Origin of the sequence: Vibrio sinensis (assembly GCF_003605645.1) — a bacterium.
In the GTDB taxonomy this organism is placed as follows: domain Bacteria; phylum Pseudomonadota; class Gammaproteobacteria; order Enterobacterales; family Vibrionaceae; genus Vibrio; species Vibrio sinensis.
In genome coordinates, this window is the sequence record NZ_QVMU01000024.1 from 39,623 (window position 1) to 58,234 (window position 18,612).

The 18,612-nt window shown below is 43.3% G+C and carries 12 protein-coding genes; 11 read left to right on the top strand and 1 reads right to left on the bottom strand.

Going from position 1 to position 18,612, the window contains the following annotated elements; translation table 11 throughout:
- Window positions 1-52: 52 nt before the first annotated feature.
- From DZ860_RS18935 to DZ860_RS18980, 10 genes are all read left to right on the top strand, one after another.
- On the top strand, window positions 53-5,473 hold the full coding sequence (locus DZ860_RS18935) for an Ig-like domain-containing protein (RefSeq protein ID WP_014386715.1): 5,421 nt from the start codon (window positions 53-55) through the stop codon (window positions 5,471-5,473).
- A gap of 155 nt (window positions 5,474-5,628) precedes the next feature.
- Window positions 5,629-6,333, top strand: a complete 705-nt coding sequence (locus tag DZ860_RS18940; RefSeq protein ID WP_014386716.1) for a DsbC family protein — start codon at window positions 5,629-5,631, stop codon at window positions 6,331-6,333.
- On the top strand, window positions 6,330-8,780 hold the full coding sequence (traC, locus tag DZ860_RS18945; protein WP_014386717.1) for a type IV secretion system protein TraC: 2,451 nt from the start codon (window positions 6,330-6,332) through the stop codon (window positions 8,778-8,780). Before DZ860_RS18940 ends, traC begins: the two co-directional genes overlap by 4 nt.
- A 17-nt stretch (window positions 8,781-8,797) precedes the next feature.
- Window positions 8,798-9,118 (top strand): hypothetical protein, encoded by a 321-nt coding sequence (locus DZ860_RS18950; RefSeq protein ID WP_041154752.1) that lies wholly within the window; start codon window positions 8,798-8,800, stop codon window positions 9,116-9,118.
- Entirely contained in the window at window positions 9,115-9,630 is a 516-nt protein-coding gene (locus DZ860_RS18955; RefSeq protein WP_014386719.1) for a S26 family signal peptidase, read from the top strand. Before DZ860_RS18950 ends, DZ860_RS18955 begins: the two co-directional genes overlap by 4 nt.
- Window positions 9,593-10,861: a TrbC family F-type conjugative pilus assembly protein gene (locus DZ860_RS18960; RefSeq protein WP_014386720.1), complete on the top strand. Its 1,269-nt coding sequence runs from the start codon at window positions 9,593-9,595 to the stop codon at window positions 10,859-10,861. Before DZ860_RS18955 ends, DZ860_RS18960 begins: the two co-directional genes overlap by 38 nt.
- Window positions 10,858-11,562 carry an EAL domain-containing protein gene (locus tag DZ860_RS18965; protein WP_014386721.1) on the top strand — a complete coding sequence of 235 codons (705 nt, stop codon included), beginning with the start codon at window positions 10,858-10,860 and terminating at the stop codon, window positions 11,560-11,562. Before DZ860_RS18960 ends, DZ860_RS18965 begins: the two co-directional genes overlap by 4 nt.
- Window positions 11,559-12,566, top strand: a complete 1,008-nt coding sequence (locus DZ860_RS18970; RefSeq protein ID WP_014386722.1) for a TraU family protein — start codon at window positions 11,559-11,561, stop codon at window positions 12,564-12,566. Before DZ860_RS18965 ends, DZ860_RS18970 begins: the two co-directional genes overlap by 4 nt.
- Window positions 12,567-12,761: 195 nt before the next feature.
- On the top strand, window positions 12,762-15,542 hold the full coding sequence (gene traN / locus DZ860_RS18975) for a conjugal transfer mating pair stabilization protein TraN (protein WP_014386723.1): 2,781 nt from the start codon (window positions 12,762-12,764) through the stop codon (window positions 15,540-15,542).
- Window positions 15,543-15,769: 227 nt separating this feature from the next.
- Entirely contained in the window at window positions 15,770-17,098 is a 1,329-nt protein-coding gene (locus DZ860_RS18980; RefSeq protein WP_014386730.1) for a hypothetical protein, read from the top strand.
- Between the two features lie 100 nt (window positions 17,099-17,198).
- On the opposite strand, the gene DZ860_RS18985 is transcribed toward DZ860_RS18980, so the two are convergent.
- Window positions 17,199-17,873, bottom strand: coding sequence for a DUF1845 domain-containing protein (locus DZ860_RS18985; protein WP_014386731.1), 675 nt, complete (start codon window positions 17,871-17,873; stop codon window positions 17,199-17,201).
- 296 nt (window positions 17,874-18,169) lie between these two features.
- On the opposite strand from DZ860_RS18985, the gene DZ860_RS18990 reads away from it, so the two are divergent.
- Entirely contained in the window at window positions 18,170-18,493 is a 324-nt protein-coding gene (locus DZ860_RS18990) for a hypothetical protein (protein WP_014386732.1), read from the top strand.
- The last annotated feature ends 119 nt before the right edge of the window (window positions 18,494-18,612 follow it).

The following is an 18,612-nucleotide window of genomic DNA, read 5'->3' on the forward strand; positions in this document are numbered from 1 at the left end:
CTCCTGTATTGGGTTCTTGTAACCCTATTCAATAGCTATTGGAGAAAACATTATGAATAAGTTCAAGCTAAGGCTACCAGTCTTGCTTGGTGCGATGGCCGCAATTGCTGCACCATTAGCTCAAGCGGAATTGTTAGAATACAGCTTTAATACACCTGATGGTGCAGAACGCACATTATCTCCAAGCACCGTTTACGCCAACCCAACAGGGAACATAAAGTTCGCGTTGAGTGCAGGGATCGACCGTAAGGTTAAAATCTCTATCGTAAGGCCAGACGGTTCAGTGGTGAATTCGGCTACGAGTCACCTGCTTGGAGGCGCAGACCGTATTACAGTTAATGGAAAGTCCTATTATGGTGCGGAGTTAGAACTAGCCGCTCCGGGGGAGGGCGAGTACTCATTTAAGGCAGAAATTCTTACGTCTGTTGGAGATTCTGTTCAAACAGATACATACCCAATTATTGTAGATATCACACCTCCTGTTATTTCTGGGGAGATTCAGTGGGTCAGAAGTGGTTTTAGTATGGGTAGTATTGATGTCTTTAACCACGGTTATGCGGGTAAAGAGTTGAGATTGGAAGGGATTGATGATGATAGCGGTATATCGTCAGCAAAATTCTTTACCATCGACTCTTCTGGGCAAAAACGAGAAACGAACGCATCCTTGGATACAGTTCAGGGAGTGGCATCTTTACCTGTCGGCAGTGCAGTCAGTAGCTCGATGGCTCCTGAAAATCAAGCAGAGTATACTCTTGGTTTTTCAATCAGTGACGAAGCAGGAAACCAGACAGAAATCAGTAGAGTTTCAACGATTGATAAGGTTGTTCCCCAGGTCTGGACGGAAGTATTCGATAGTTCCGAAGGCATTTGGAAACCCTACACATCGGGTATGAATGTTTATGAAAACCCTGTTCAAATTCGTTACAAACGAAGAAAGCAGGAACATACTGCATTTAATGGAACAAAATATGGATGGGGAGATACAACCTATGATTCGGAAGATAATGAATTTATTTACCGAAATGTAAGTTTAAACTACCCTCAAAAATACTCATATTTCCATTTCTTCACCCAAGCTGGTGGTTACTCAACACATCGTTACGCAGATTTTAATTTTAATCTAGCTGGTGGGGCTTCTCTTGGTCCTAAACCAATAAAGCTTGAATATCATCTAAGTGATGGTGGGTGGGTCTCAAGTGAAAGACCACGCTACTCTCACCCTTACGTGGTGGATAAGGTCCGTATACATTCAGAAGCAAGGCCATATAACCAGAAAGCTTGGCTTAGTGGTTTTGGAGCTTGTGTGATCCCTGCAAATGAAACGTTTTGTGAGGCTGAGGTCAATGTAAGTAGGACATCAGGGCGAGGATACAGCCCAATTCAGTATTATGTAGCAAAAGAAGATGGATCATTTTCAGTGCATGGTGGGTATCTGTACACATTTTGGGATATGAATCCACCAACAATAGATAATGTCTCTGTTGATAAAACATTAGGCCAAATGACAGTACGGGTTATTGATAATGATAGAGTCAATAACTGGCAGATAAGTCATTGGGACACTAATGTGTTTAAAGCATATGCTGATAATGGTGAAGAACGGATCGAGCTGCCGCGTTCATCGTACACTTCACCTGACTATAAAACTAAAATTGCGACGTTTGATTTTGCTAGTCTGACCGATGGTAACTATTCCCTGTCTGCCGAAGCGATAGATACCTATGGGAACAGTGCTACGCAAAGTTATGGTGAGCAAATCTTAGTCGATAACACGCCACCAACGTTATCTGTCAATGTTACTGATGATGTCCAGTCTTTGGATGACGTTGTTATCAATCTTTCTGATAACTTAGACAGTACACCGAAGGTAACGTCGATTGCTTTAGTCGGCGGTCCGGCGGATGAATCTGTTCAATTGTCATGGCGTGAAGAGTCAAATGGTCGATTCCGTTTGGAATACCCTGTGATGTTCCCTTCGCTGGCAGAAGGTGAGAGTTATACTCTTACCGTAAAGGCTGTAGATAACCAGAGTAACGAAGCGACAAAAGCCGTATGGTTTAACTATAAACCTCGTGAAATTACGCTTTCAGGCGGATTTAACGGCAATATGGCTATTCCGGCAGTTCCGTATGAGTTTACCTATGCAGACGGTAAGAACATCATCGAAACTGAACCTCTAACGTTAAGTGATGGTTCGGTCGTAACTGGCTCATACGACGTAATGGTGACATTGCGAAGTGATGCTCAAATTCCTTTGGTGGTAAACGGTATTCGAGTTGAACCAGGCCAAACTGCTGACATTATGAAAAATCATAGCTTTGCTTCTACTGGAGGACGATTAAGTATTCCAGTTCGAGCTGTTGATGGTGCAGATGCTGGCACAGCAAGCCTTTTGGTTATGACTACAGCGCCTAACTCACCAGTTTTGGTAGCCAATATCAAAACATGGAAAGCGAGTGAAAGCTTAACGGCCAATACCTGGGAAGTTCGACAAGTCATCGACAACTTCAATGTCCAAGTCTCTGCCGACTCAGGTGTACCATGTCGCTATTCGACGAACCTGCAAGAAGCTCAATCATCAGATCCTATCAAAGACCCTGTATGTTTTGTTGAGTGGGAGCAGATTCCAGATGAAGCCGAAGTGGTAAACAGTAATCGAGTTGCTGGTATATCTGGTCAAGCATTGCAGATCGGTGAACAGGATGTCACTTATGGTGTATATCTGTTTAACGGCGAAGATAAGGTAAAAATCGGCGGCGGTAACAGAAAGCTAAATGTGGTCTCTGCTTTGGGTTCAGTAACTTACTTACCAGAGTCAGATATTGCTCAAGTAGACCGTGTTATCCAGAACTTAAATGTTCAGTTACGACAAACCTCAGGTCCAAGCTGTATCCTGACGATGGATGCTGAAAAAGCCAAGCAAGATGAGAGTGGACGTGTATCCGAAGCGGCGCACAGAAGCTGCTTATTTGAGTGGAAAGAAGTTCCAGAAGGGCTGCTACAAGATACTCGATACGACACACCAACACTAATTGGTTCATTGGCAGAAAAAGCAACGGTTCCTTTAAGTTGGCGCGTTAGCATTTTCTCTCGTAGTGGAGCTCGTGTAGCGTTAGCGGATGAGACCTTTAACATCGAGGTTGTTGACCCAGCGGTTCCTCAAGTTGATCTGATGACCGATTATCACTTCAAGGACAACATCTACATCGTTCCTATGACTGGTGATTATTTCGGTGATGTCCAAGTGAATGCGAAGCCATCAGACTTGAGGGTTTCTATATCTAGGAACAATGAAACACTTGAGTCAGAAGTGCATTCATCCGGTATGGGTACAGCGATGAAGGTGAATCGTCGTATTCGAACAGATGACCGCAAACTGTGGGAAGAAGTAACTTACCAAGTTGACTCTTCATATGAAAAAGTACCTGAAATTAAGAGCACTAAAGAATATCGACTGATTGCAATGCCAAGCAAAGGTATTCGTCCAATGCTGTCAATGGATGGTAATACTGTTCTCGATATCCAAACGCTGAACGTAAAAGTCGATATACGCGATTTGTACCGTGGGAACGACGAATATGATGAAGCAACTATGGGGCAGTGGAAGGTTCGTCTGTCTCGTCAGATCTCTCCAGGAGAGATTGAACCAATGTCAGAATGGGTGGATGCAGAAAACGGTTCAGCTGAAATAGCAGTTGAAATGTCGAAAGTAGACTCTAGCTACATTCGATTTACCGCAGAAGCGAAGCTTGTTAGCCCAGTTGAAGGATATGAACGTATCGAGGCATCTCCAAGCCCAATTTTTGCTACGGTTCTTCGTGGTAACAAAATTGATGGTGAGGTTACAACTCGTCGTTTATCAGGTGCAGCTCCTTTCAATGCCGCTTTTAAGTTAGGTATTGTCGATCGGCTTGATTATCGTTCAGTTGGAGATGTCTTCTGGGAAGTGAGTAATGACGATGGTCAGACATGGAATGAACATGCTACAGAAGAGCGTAGAAAGTACAGTTTCGTAGAGAGTTTCGGTGTTGGTAAATATCTAGTTCGAGCTAAAGTTGTAAACGTAAACTCGGGCTTAGAAAAGTACACTGAAAATGTAGAAATTGTTTCGTATGAAGCGCTTGAAGTTGATGTTCCTGGTCCTGATACGCTCTTGGTGGGTAGTTCTTCTGAATACTCAGCGACCATTATGGATGGCGAGAACGCATTTGATGCAAGTAAAGCTGTGATTGAGTGGTCAGAAGATGGTGGTAAGACTTACACTACTGCGGCTCCACGTATCACGCTAACCAGAGAAGAACCACAACGAGTTAAGCTAATTGCTCGTGTACGTTCGACGATGGCTCCAGAAGATGATGCGTATGCGTATAGCCAGGCCAAGAAAACCGTAGAGTTTAAAGCTGTTAAAGCTCCGCGTATTCGTATTGATGGACCTCGTTTAGTAGAGAAAGACTTTACTTACAAACTAACCGCAGATACTCGACTGCCTTATCGAGATTTGGATGCCGAAGTTAAGGGTTTCTTCACGCTTCCTGATGGAACCATTATTGAAGGCAACACTGCTGAGTACGTTCCAAATCAAGCAGACTTGGATCAAGCTCGTGTTGAAATCAAATACACAGCATGGATCGACGGTTACAAGGAGTCTTCTACATCGGAAACGGTATACAAAGCTCGCGTATGGCAATATGTCTGGCCTGAGTTTGCACTCAGCTACAGAGCAAATGCAGATGTAGCACCAGCTATTGTTAGCGCTTCTGTTCGTCCTGTTGGATTCCGAGGCAAGCTTGAAGAGCCTACCTACGAATGGATCTTACCGGAAGGTGCAAAGCTTAAAGATCAACGAGACACGTCTCGCTCTTTTGAAATCACAGAGCCGGGCGAGCACCTTGTGAAGGTCATTGTGCGCGATGCTCGTGGTAACGAAGCAGAAGCTCAGTTAGCGATAACGGTAGGTCAAGCTGAAAACTATAAGGTAGAACTAGAATACTCAGGTTCAAATAAGCTAGATCGTGAACCTCTGGATGTTTTGGTTCGTCCATATATTGAAGGTGGACACCCAAGAGACCGAATTAATGTGATGCAGTACACCGTTAATGGGAAGTCTCTTGAAGACACTGGTCGTTATGGAAGAATGACGCTTGACGCGGGAGAACACACAATTAACTTCCGTATTAAGTCTGAAATGGGCAAAGAAGTGGAGAAAGAGTTGAAGATAAAAGTTATCGAAAACCAAGCTCCGGTTTGTTCTATCGACCACAGAGAAAGTACATTCGCATGGCTTGTGTATGCCTCATGTGATGATGTCGATGGTCGTGTGAAAGGATTTGAATGGACGCTTAATGGTGAACCTGTTGCCTCTTCATCACGAAGATTGACGATCAGCAAACGCAGCTATGATGCAATGCCAGAAGTTACTTTGACTGGTATAGATGATGCTGGTGGTCGCAGTGATCCTGTGACCCTTCAATAAAAGTATGACTATCTAAACCAAGCCCGGCACTCGCCGGGCTTTTTTGTCTCTCCGCTCTAATTGACCAAACAGGGCAACTACAGATGCAGGCTTGTATCCATATCCCGAATAAACTGCCAACTGATGAAAAAGTAACTGACGGTTAAAGGATAGGTATGTTGAAACAAGCAATAGCACCAGTGCTCATGCTGCTTAGTACTGTAGCAACAGCGAAAGATTTTACTGCTGCTGATGTGCAGAAAGCAGAGGCAAAGATTACTGGAATGGTTGAGTTGCCAATTTATGGCATCAATGCAGTAGAAAGTGACGGTCAAATCGTGTTTTTGTCAGAGAATGGACGCTTTGTTATTTCAGGACAAATCTACGATCTCTGGCAAAAGAAGCCTCTCAGTACGTTGACAGAAATGCGCGATGTCGCTGACCGATTTAGGCTACGTGACATGAATGTCGATATAGATGCGATGAATGTGGCAAAGCTTGGGACTGGCCCAAAAGAAGTAGTGGTCTTTGTTGACCCTCAGTGTGGTGCCTGCCACCAGCTAATGGAAGAGGCGAAAGCTCTTAAAGATGAATACACGTTTAAGTTTGTCGTGATACCTATTCTTGGTGATAAGTCAAACCGTTTAGCTCGCGCTCTGTCTTGCATAACTGACCAAGATAAAGCGTTTGAAGCGCTTAGCCAAAGAAAGCTTGGTTCCTACCCAACATCATGCAGCAGTAAACGTCATGATCTCACTCTGCTTACCGCACAGTTACTAAATATTCGAGGTGTTCCTTATTTGATTGCACCTGATGGGCGAGTCAACGCTGGCCGACCACAGAATATGGACCTGAAAACATGGCTGGAGAGCGATAAATGAACATTATTACGATAAGAAAAAAGCTCCAAGAAAAGCTTATCCCAGAGCATTTAAGAGCTGCTGGGATTGTCCCCGTGCTTGCGTACTCAGAAGATGATTACACCTTCTTGATGGATGATAAAAGCATTGGCTTTGGTTTCTACTGCCATCCTCTATGCGGGGCTGACGAAAAGATTCAAGAGCGTGTTAATGGTTTTATGAACCAGGAGTACCCGGCCAAAACCACCATGCAGTTTATCTTGTTTCGATCTCCTGACTTAAACCATGAAATGTATCGAATGATGGGGTTACGTGATGGTTACAGAGATGATCTGTTGACCTCTTCAATCGAGCAGCGAATGGAGTTTCTTCAAAAACATACGACCGAGAGAATGGTTGCCAAATGTAAGAAAGGAACATTTGATCTTGGTCTAATCCACGACCTAAAACTGTTCGTCACCGTAAAAGTGCCCATCAAACATGCCAATGAACCGTCTCAGGAAGAACTAGACTCTCTGGCAAACCTACGGACTAAAGTTGAGTCTTCACTAAGAACGATTGGTGTTCACCCTGTCCCCTTAACTGCTGTCGGTTACATCAGAACAATGAATACCATGCTCAATTGGGGGCCTGAGGCATCATGGCGAACAGATGGTTGCGATTGGGAAACAGACAAGCCCATTTGTGAGCAAATTTTTGATTACGGCACAGATTTGGAAGTTGATAAGAGCGGTCTACGTTTAGGCGATTATCACGTTAAGGTTATGTCTGCGAAGAAAATGCCCGACTCTTTCTATTTCGGTGATGCAATCACCTTTGTTGGGGATCTCAGTGGGGGCAACTCAGCTATTCGTGAAAACTACATGGTCGTGACAAACCTGTTTTTCCCAGAGGTTGAAAACACCAAGAATGCACTTGAAAGAAAACGTCAGTTTACAGTAAACCAAGCATACGGGCCTATGCTGAAATTTGTTCCAGTACTTGCTGACAAAAAGCATGACTTTGATGTTTTGTATGAGTCATTAAAAGAAGGCTCAAAACCTGTCCGTGTAAGTTACTCATTGGTGCTTTTTGCTCCTACAGCTGAACGCGCTCAAGCAGCAGCAACAGCGGCGCGTAACATCTGGCGCGAGAACCGCTTCGAGATGATGGAAGACAAATTTATCTCGTTACCAATGTTTATCAATTGCTTGCCATTCTGTACCGACCGAAAAGCCGTAAAAGATCTGTTTCGTTATAAAACCATGACCACTGAACAGGCATCAGTTCTATTACCGGTATTTGGCGAGTGGAAAGGGACTGGCACTTTCCACTCTGCATTGATTTCTCGTAACGGACAGCTAATGAGCTTGTCTTTGCATGATAGCGACACGAACAAAAACTTAGTGGTCGCAGCGGAATCTGGATCGGGTAAAAGTTTCCTTACCAACGAATTGATATTCAGTTACTTGTCTGAGGGGGCTCAAGTTTGGGTTATAGACGCAGGTAAGTCATACAAAGACCTGTGTGAACTGCTGAAAGGGGACTTTGTGCATTTCGCCGAAGGCTCCAACATTTGTTTGAACCCATTTGAACTGATCACGAACTGGAAAGAAGAAGAGGATGGTGTTGTCTCTATCGTCAAAGCTATGGCATCCGAGAAAGGCTTGTTGGATGAATACCAACTCGCAGGTTTAAAGCAAATTATGAACGAGCTCTGGGAAGTTATTGGCCGTGATATGACTGTAGACCACATCGCTGATAAGTGTTGTGAGTCTGATGAGCAACGAATTAAAGACATCGGTCAACAGCTATATGCATTCACATCAAAGGGTAGTTACGGTAGCTACTTCTCTGGTTCGAATAACGTTAACTTCCAAAACCGTTTTACAGTCCTGGAGCTTGATGAGCTACAAGGCCGCAAGCATTTACGTCAGGTTGTTTTGCTGCAAATGATTTACCAGATTCAGCAGGAAATGTTCCTCGGTGAACGTAACCGTAAAAAAGTCGTCATCATTGATGAAGCATGGGATCTGCTTAAAGAGGGTGAAGTTAGTACATTTATGGAACACCAATACCGTAAGGCAAGGAAGTACGGTGGAAGTATTGGTATTTGTACTCAGTCGATCAACGACCTGTATGAAAACCCTGTGGGTCGCGCTATTGCTGAGAACTCAGCTTCCATGTACCTACTTGGTCAGACAGAAGAGTCAGTAGAATCCGTAAAACGAAGTGGCCGTCTGTCTCTTTCCGAAGGTGGTTTCCATACCCTAAAAACTGTTCACACCATTCTAGGTGCTTATTCAGAAATCTTCATTAAATCAAAAGCTGGCATTGGTGTTGGCCGTTTGGTTGTAGGTGATTTCCAAAAACTACTTTATTCAACAGACCCGGATGACATCCGAGATATCAATAAGTATGTAGATCAGGGCTTAAATATCACTGACGCAATACGTCAAGTAATGCATCAACGTGGCATGGCCGCATAACTAAAAAGGAAAGGATGATGAACTTTAAATCAATTTTAATTGCGGCGTTGTTAGGTGCAGCTGGTGGATTTGGTGGTTCTTATTACTTCATGGTCAAAGAAACCGCAGCACTTCATGACCGATTAGCGTTAACGCCTCCAGTAGTTGTTGTGGATTTCACGAAAATTGCGAGCTCATACCCATCCGGAGCTGATGAGGCTGAGATCGAACAATTGATGCTTAAAACAAACAACGCAATCTTCAAACTCAAAGAAGCGGGGTACTTGATTATTGATGGTGCCGCTACTTTAGGTGCCCCTGAGGATATTTATTTACCTTCGGAGGTAATACTGGAATGAAGCTCATTGTTAGAAAAGAATCTTGGAAGCTATTTGCTTTAAAGGCTGCAATTGTACTTGCTCTTCTTTGGGTTGCTGGGACGTCCTTTGCGGGACGTTACCGAATCGGTTATGACCCTCAATTAGAGCGATGTTTACCTAATCATTCTGTCTACCTTATCGACCTAAAAGATAAAGAACTCCATAGAGATGCTATTTACGCCTTTTCAGCAAAGGGTATGGAGCCACTTTATGATGATGGAACAAGGATGTTAAAAGTCCTTTCCGGGATGCCAGGCGATACTGTTGAAGTCAATAAAAACTGGGAAGTTGTAGTGAACGGAGAGGTTAAACAAGTAGGGTTACAACTGGCTAATAAGTTGAATGTTCCTGCTAGTCATTTCTTTGGGAAAGGTGTTCTTCCAGAGAAACATTATTGGTTTCTCGGGGAAAGTATATCGAGTTTTGATTCACGCTATTGGGGAGCTGTAAAAGATGAGCAAATCATTGGCCGCGCATATCCGCTTTTCTAAATTGTCTGTATTAGTTGCGGCCCTCATTTCAAGTTCTGTTTTTGCTAGTAACAGTCCTCTAACTAGCGAGGATATGGCTATCATCGAGCAAGGAAGAGAGTTGGCAGAGAAGGCTCGCCAAATGGAAGAGCTTCCTGATTGGGCGAAGAATAAAAATCTAGATCAATCTCAGGTAGAAGCACGTCAGTTTTTTCAGCAATTACAAGAATCTGACCCCACGCTGAAAGCAATGGCAGAAAGACAGGCCGAAAAAAGTGTCTACACAGGGCACTCCACTCTTATTTTTGCATCTTACTCATTGGGAAAAGAAGGGCTGAAAGACGTCCTTGATACGGCATCAGGTGAAGATGATGTGGTAGTGGTTTTCCGTGGAATTCCGGATGGTATGAGCATTGGTGATGGCATCAAAGCTGTTCAAAAATTAGCAGAGCAAATGGACCCAGTGCCTAATGTCGTTATCAACTCTGTTTTGTTCCAAAAACATAATGTCACGTCAGTACCAACAATAGTCGTGCTTGAAGAAGAAACTAAGCCTGGACACGATCCCAAAGAACTCGCAAAAGTTACAGGTTTATCGACGCTGGAGTGGATAAGAAAAGAGGTGGATGCTGGTGAGTCTGGCGACTTCGGAGTTCGAGGTCCAGCAGTTGAAATTGCGGAGCAAGACTTTATCGAGAGAGCTAAAGCTCAACTAGCGGGTATTGACTGGGAAGAAAAGAAAGATCAGGCAGTAAAGCGGTTTTGGCATAACCAGCAGTTCAACGAAAGACCACGGGCACCACGATATAGAGAGCGATTGCTTGACCCAAGCATATACCTATCGAAGGACATAAGTACCGCTGAGGGAGTTGTGTTTGCTCGTAAAGGTGAGGTTATAAATCCACTTTGCGCTCACGGCGAAGAGTGTAAGCCGGGAACTCGTCAGTTTACTCAGGCCGTTATCATTTTCGACCCTTTAGATAAAAAGCAAATGGAACTGTTGACTGAACTTGTCCCTAAAGTGCAGCAAGAACGTGGGGTTCAAAGAGTCACATATATTGCTACTCAGTTTGAGCGCGATAGTGGTTGGGATTCATATAAACATGTTACGGACACAGTTGACGCTCCTGTTTATCTGCTTACGCCGGATGTAGTTAATCGCTTCCAAGTCGAGTACACGCCAACAGTAATTACAGCTCAAGGGAATAACTTTTTGGTAAGGGAATTTGATGTTAAGGAGGCTGTGGAATGAACCTGATCCCTGCATTTCAGACGATTACCTCAAATGGTAGCAATACTGTTGGAGCAGAAGTACTTTCTAGATGGCACCATCAAGGTCAAGTCTATGGTCCAGCAGACCACAAAACACCGATTAATTGGGGTATGGTGGATTTAGAGATAATGAAATCTCTGATTCCCCTTGTCCCTGTTATCGAAAGGCTTTACCCCAGTATTTTTATTAACGTATCGCCACAGACATTGAGCTTTTCAGACATGCGAATGAAGTGGTTCAAATTGTTGAAAGAGCTTACAGATAAAGCCCCATTCCAAGTAGTTATAGAAATCACGGAAAAGGTAACACCAGAACAGTTGGATAACGCATGGTCCTTACTTAGTCAGTTCAATGTTGCTTTAGCTATGGATGACTTTGGAGAAGATCACTCATCAGTTAGTCGCCTAACATCTTACTCTTGGCAATTTTGCAAAGTTGAAATAGGACAATTGAAGGGTTTGGCAGGTAACGCGGCGGTTCAGTATTGTCGTCTTAACAACATAACACCGATTGCAGAACGAGTTGAAAGTGTAGCTCAATCAGAAGTGGCAAAACTTCTTGGATTAGAGTGGCAGCAAGGTTTTTTGCATGGCAAACCCGTCACGTTCGACCTTGAAGTGAACTCATTAATAAAACAAGCACAAGTATCTGAGCCAGTTAGAGTTGGAGTTATGTCGTGAATAAAATATTGAATTCAATTTTATTAGTGGCCCTATTTGCCTTGGCGGGGACTGCTAAAGCTGATCCAGGATGCCAGAATGCAGAAGTCATTGGCCCTAAACTTTTTACTGATATCTGTTGGTCATGCATATTTCCGATTCGAGTGGCAGGGGCAACAATGAGCGGAGGTGGTGGTTCTTATCCGTCTGATGCAGTTGGGAGCCCTTTGTGTGCTTGCCAAGATAACAATGGGATACCACGACCAGGTGTAACTACGTCAATGTGGGAACCTGCTCGTTTGGTTGAATTTCAACGAGTTCCAGGGTGCTCTTCTGTGCTTAATGGAACTAGATTCCCCTTTGACAGAACGTTCCAAGGTCATCATGGAGAAGGAACGATGGACGGTGGTGATGGCTCATTTATGCATTATCACTTTTACGCCTTTCCTCTTATGACAATGTTGGAACTGTTCGTGAAGAAGACCTGCAATGCTGATGGTTACTCTGATTTAGATATTATGTACCTGTCCGAGTTAGACCCTACTTGGAACTCTGATGAACTTGCATTTTTTACTAATCCCGAAGCTGCTGCTGTCGCTAATCCTATAGCAGCGGCAGCATGTACAGCTGACGCTGCGGCTGCGAGTATTGGTAAGCCTCTCAAGCAGTTGTTTTGGTGTGCAGGTAGTTGGGGGTCAATTTACCCTTTAAGTGGAAACCAAAATGGTGGAAAAGGGGTGATCAAAGACAGTAGTCTACTTGCAACCCGTGTTCTAACAGCTTTGCATCGTCGAGGTTTGTCATGGAAGACGATGGGTTCTGATGCAATGTGTAATGGTGTCATAAGCCCAACATTACCCAAAACACAATACAAATTTACCTTATTGCATCCAGTCGCAGAAACAAATTCTTCACATGTTATCGGAGAGTCAACGTTAACGTGGGGGATAGGGAAAACAATTCCAGCAATAGGTCAAGATCCTATTTACACGATATGGCGCTGGAATGATTGTTGTAATAACTAAAGCTCAACAAAGAAATCACTAATAACTAGCCCCGTTTTGGGGCTTTTTCTTTATATGGAGGACATGAGCAGCGTAGGTAAACGACCCCAGTGTTGTCCAAAATGGACAGTTCCACAGTCTAAAGAAACTCGGTCGGGCGACTATCATGGCGATATATGTTGAGGGGTAATAAGAACGGGTTACAGGAATAAAGTAATGAGAAATTATACAAGGTTGATGAGGGCTGTCGCTTCTCTGCTAATAGTGACAACCCCTTTCTTGCCGATACATGCCTATGCTAACGGCAATAGCGCTAGTGAGGCAGGACGAGAAGCGCAAGTTTTAGCAAATGATTTAGTGTCTTCGTTCAAGTCCGCTCCAGGAGGAGTTAACAACGGAAATATTAGTTTTCCAACACTTGAAAATGGTCAATTTCAAAATGGTGGTGGAACTATAAATGTAAATGATTTATTTCCGGGTACAAGCAGCTCCAATAGTGACCCTTCAAGTTATTACTTCCCAGATGGAAACCCGAACTTAGGTGAACTAGAAGGTGTCTATAATGACAACAATGGTATGGATTCTATTGGTGGTAATGCAAAAAGCTCTCTATGGAGTGATGCTAATAGTGGGAGCCCCACCATATCAGGAGCAGCCTACAAAGTTCTCTTGGATGCAACAAACCAATCAAAGCCTGATTTCAGCAATGACCCCTTGATGAACCTTAGTAAGAAAACCTATGAAGACATTGATGTGATATCAGAAGGTTTTGGTGATTGTTCTGCTGAAACAATCATTAACAACAATACAATTGCAACGCATATACCAGATTATAGAACTTGTGAAAGGGTAACGGATAAAAGTGCCGATTGTGAAGTGTTGCATGAGTATGACGCTGAAATCATAAAATACCATGATGGCCCATTTAACATTAAGCCGTGTGGGGATGATTGTATTGAACTTTGGATCGGTAAAGTTGGCGATAACTACTGGTCAGGCTGGTGTACAATCTATGAGCAGGCAACACAGGTTAGAGTTGATAATCCTGATGCAATCATTTCAGCGACACTAGAATATGCTAAGTGGGATGACTATATGCAAGTATTAGTAGGTCCTCCTGGCAGTGAAAACAAAGTATGGCAAGGTCCGAATAGTAACTTCCCCCCAGAAACTCCCGGTGCATGTGAGCTAAGTACAAGTTGGCAAACTAACCCCAACACTGATGTGACGTCTCACTTTAAAAACACAAAACCAGGCGATGTGGTTAGTTTTAAAATCAGAGTTTCTGTTGCTGGTAATGGTGAAGGTTTTGGTCGGATAAAAATTAAGTACGATCGTTCAAAAGCAGTATTCAAAGACACATGGACCCCGCAGAGTTGTCTCGATGCAGCTGTAGGTATCCGAGATGGTTTTGCTTCTGGTCAATTCTCTTGTATTGAGCAACCATCTGATGTAAATGCGTCTGGTTGTGTAGTAAAAAATGGATTTAAAGTTTGCGAGGACATGTTGAGTGAGCCTCCTTTGCCTGGGATACCTAAGTTATGCACAAAAGTCAGAGTAAAAGCTGACTATGACTTCTACAAGGGGCAAATGGAGTGTTGGACTGACCCACAAGGAGAAATACAGTGCCCAAATAATCAAGGTGGCAACCTTGATTCATGTAAGGTTCTGGAAGATAACCCGCAGTGCGGTTTTGTTAGTTCTAAGTGTGTGGAAGGTGCTCAGGGAAGTTCAGGAACATGTTATGTGCAAGAAGATACCTTTGATTGCGGGACGGATGTTGATGTACCTACTTTAGACAAAGAAACAAACTTTACATGTGGTGGGCCAATAAAATGCATGGGTGACGAGTGCTTAGACGTTAATAAGACACAAAGTACCGACTTTGCCAGAGCTGCCGCACTGCTGAATGCTGCTCAGTTTATGACACAAGATATGGCGTGTACTGGTACTGATGGTAACGATAACCCAACAGGTACAGAAAACGTTATTTGTAAGGCTTTTGGTGGCGATCCAGGTGAATGTAAAAAAGCTGTTGGGGGGGCTCAGGATTGTTGTGAGAAACCAAGCGGCCTATCTATGGGAGACTATCTGACTCTTATGATGTCAGTTCCTAAACTGGATGGTGCCATTATGTCACTGGATAACGGCAGTGCAATTAAAGGTGCTTATCAAGCCATCCGTGATCCAGCCATTAGTGGTTGGACCGAAATCACCAAGCCGTTCACTTCATATATTGAGAACATTACAGGTGCGATTGACAACTTTACTAAACCAATCACTGACTTGGCAAAAGAGGCAATTCAGGCTCTCAAAGATGAAATCACCAAAATAACCAGTAAAGCTCTAGGGAATGCATCTGCATCAGGAAGCGCTGGTGTACCAGCTGGCGCATCGGAAGGTATGATGGAGCAAATGGTAGGACAACAGGCAGCGAGTGTACTAAGTGGTATTATGGCCGCGTATACCGCTTATGTTGTGGCTATGATGATCATTCAAATAGTTTGGAAGTGTGAAGAAGAAGAGTTTGAATTGAATGCAAAAAGAGCATTGAATAGCTGCACTAAGGTTGGTTCATATTGCAAATCAAAAGTGCTGGGAGCATGTATCGAAAAACGCGAAGCATACTGCTGTTTTAGCTCTCCACTATCACGAATTATTCAGGAGCAAGTAAGACCTCAGTTAGGAATGAACTTCGGCCCTGCAAAAGCTCCTCAGTGCGATGGTATTCCACTGGATCGTTTATCTGAGATTGACTGGACACAGGTAAATCTGGATGAATGGTTAGCTTTGCTGAGAGTTAATGGTCACTTTGACGATCCTGCTGGTATGACTTTAGACCGCCTTACTGGATCTGGTAGTGCGTTTAATGTTGATGGAACTCGACTTAATGCTCAAGAGCGAGCTGAGGAGAGATTGAAGGGGTCTGATCTCGATAAAACAAGAAAAGATGCGGGAGACTCCATCCTTCCAGATACAGGTGCTCCAGGTTATTAAAAAGACCAGTTGTATACACATTAAAGGCGCTCCCATTTTGAGCGCCTTTTTTCTTGTTTGAAATATTCGCTGAACCTGTTAGATTAAATCCATGAGGTTTGAGCGTTTCCCTCGGCATCCACCAGTGCCAAAACGTGATACCGCAAACCAGTTAACCTGAAACTAATGGCTGTGTTTGCGCGAGGTGGACGTAGCAAAAATTTTAAGCCAAGTGAAGGGATTAACTTATGGATACTCCATACCCAATTTATCCGTCTCAAACGGATGCATTCAAAAATATCGCCAAGTCATTTGCATCTCTTATAGCAAAAGAGTCCAAAACCAAAGTTCTGAGCGCATTCAAACGTAATGACTGGCTGGCTCAGTCTTTAGGCTATAAAGGACACGCAGATTTACTTCAATCGACTCAGTTTCGAAAGCAGGCCGACCAAGGCGAACCTTTAAGGTGCTTTCTTCACGAGAGCATTCGAACTGCGATCAGTCAAACATTCTCGTCAAAGATGCCAGATATACCTCCTCAAATTATTGAAAGGGCAAGTTTAGAAATGAAAGACGCCGAAGTGGTTTTGTCTAATACTCACCCAGAAGCAAAATTGCCTATGATGCTTGATGAAGGGAGTAAGTATTTTTCTGGGTCATTCGAGAAAATACGAGATGAAATAAACGCTGCGGCAACGCGAAAAAATTATGTGCCTGTTCTAAAGCTCGATTTTTCAGAATCACCATTCAATGTATACGCAGTACTTATGGAACATTCTGCCCTAAAAGCATTTAAGGTAGATCCTAATCGCCGCGATGTAGAATTGATTTATCTCAAGCCCAAAGGTGATACATCTAGTAGTAATTGGAAAATTAGAGCTTCACTAGATGTTTGGGGAGCGGAAACGATCCCTGCTGACGTGCTAAATGACTGGTGTGTTTTCCGTGACTGGTTATTGCAATTCAATCTCGTTGGCCGTACTCATATCTCTGAGAGATTGAAAGATCATAGATTTATTACTTTCCACACGCAGAGTCATCCTGAATACACACTTGAAAAGTTGTACGGAGATCTGAACAGTGAAGAAGATAAAAATCTGTTGTACGCATTGTTAAACCCTAACAAACGATTGATGAATGATGAATCGTCACGAATTGATAGTCGTGGTAATGGCTTCAACAGTACATTGAAATACTCATCGGAAATTTTAAAGATGATTTCGGGAGAAAAGGGTAGCAATAACCAGCGAGGCTGGACAATTGATGGTGTGTTTGAAAATGAAGCGATAGAACACTATGAGCCCATTCAATCAGGTTATGCTTTCCGATTAAAAGGTATGTCCACGGTAGTTACAGTGACATTGACGCCGAACGCAGAGACTGGCTGGGTCGATTACAAGCTGAGTCACTACATTAAAACTCCAGAACAAATGAGCAAATATGTTCCAAGTAGACAATCGGGTGACTATCTTGAGTATGCCTTGCAACGTGGAGTAACAACGATTACCGATTTTTATAAAATCGCAGTACGCAATGGTCACATTCCAGATGACTCGTGGCTAATAGCGAATAGTTAAAGTTAATGATGACATTTTTGACTTTCACATGTGAAAGTGAGAAACACAAAAAAGCCCTTCTGTTGTAGAAGGGCTCTCAATAGATAACCGACATAAAGCGTTAAGCTGCCTTTTCATCTTCCCCAGATTCAGCATTGTCGGCTTCGGATGCAATTTCTTCATCAGTAGTTTCTTGAGTTGGAGCAGCTGCTTCAACTTCATCTTTCTTGCCTTTGGAGTGCGCTGAGATGCGAGCTCTCTTCTCAATACCAATAATTCGGCCAGCAAGTTTGATTAAGCGTTGTTGCCATTGATAAGTGGCGTCTTTGCGCTGTTTGCTTGTGAGGATACTATTTAGCCATAGAGTATCGACTAACAACATCAAGTTATCTAACTTGCGCACTAGGTGAGCAAATTGAGCTACTTGTGGTGAGTTGATCTCGATATCGTACTGGTTTGGGCTTGTATATTCTGGAGCGCCTTCAATTCCGTTGTCTTCCATCAGCTTTTGTAGCTGATTAGTGGCGGTATCAAGATCAACGGATACTTTCTCGATGTGCTCCTGGATGATGCTTTCTACTTGGTCAATTTCATCTTGTTCACCAATGATTCGCAAAATAACATCAATCGAAAACAGTGAATCGGAAACGCGCTGAAAGCTGCGTTCGACTACACGTTGAGCTTGCAGACTGTTCACTTTCAGCACTCGTTTGAATACAGGGCGAGAAAGGTCCGCATTGTTGCGCTCTTTTTTGGTTGGTTGTTGTTCCAAAGAGGTTTCTGCTAAGTCTGTCATTTCTTTCTCCTTCAATTGAATACAGATACAGATAAACGCAGATACAGGATAAAAGGTCTATTGACGAATCCTTAGCTACAAATGTGCCCAGAACGGGCAGATAGAACGATTTATTACATTTTACGAGAAGTGCTATAGTAAAGACTCTTTAGTCGCTCTGCGGCTTTATGTGAGATAGCTGGTCTCCACAAACAATCAGCATTAATCATATGCCGTATGGCATTTCAAAACCCAATCGGGGGAACAATACCCCGACCAAGGGTGTTGCTCCCCTTAGTTTTATAAGGAGTAACACCATGCACATCATCACTTTCGTTTTTGTTATCGTAGCTAGTCTTGGCGCATTGTACGTAGGAGCAATGGTATTTGCGAAAGCATTTACTTTTCTTGCGTTGCAGTTCCAGAACTTAGGTTTGTTCTTTTGGAACAAAGCGAGTAACAAAGCGCGGTCTGTACAGGCCGTTATCAAAGAAAAAGCTGAACAAAAAGCGAAAGCTGTTCAGACTGCTGTTGTTCCTGAGCCTGCTCAAGAACAACCGACTCCGGCTAAACCTGTCGATGAATATGCTTATCTAGAAATTCCAACGTATATCCGTAAAGGAAAAACGCTGGTTTGGTAAGTAGATCTTTAAGGGTATAGCTCAACCAAAAGACTTGACTGATGAGATGTACAACACGTACATCTCATCTTTCATCTCTAAAAATAAAAACCCTGACGGGGGCAACTACCCCGTAGGGG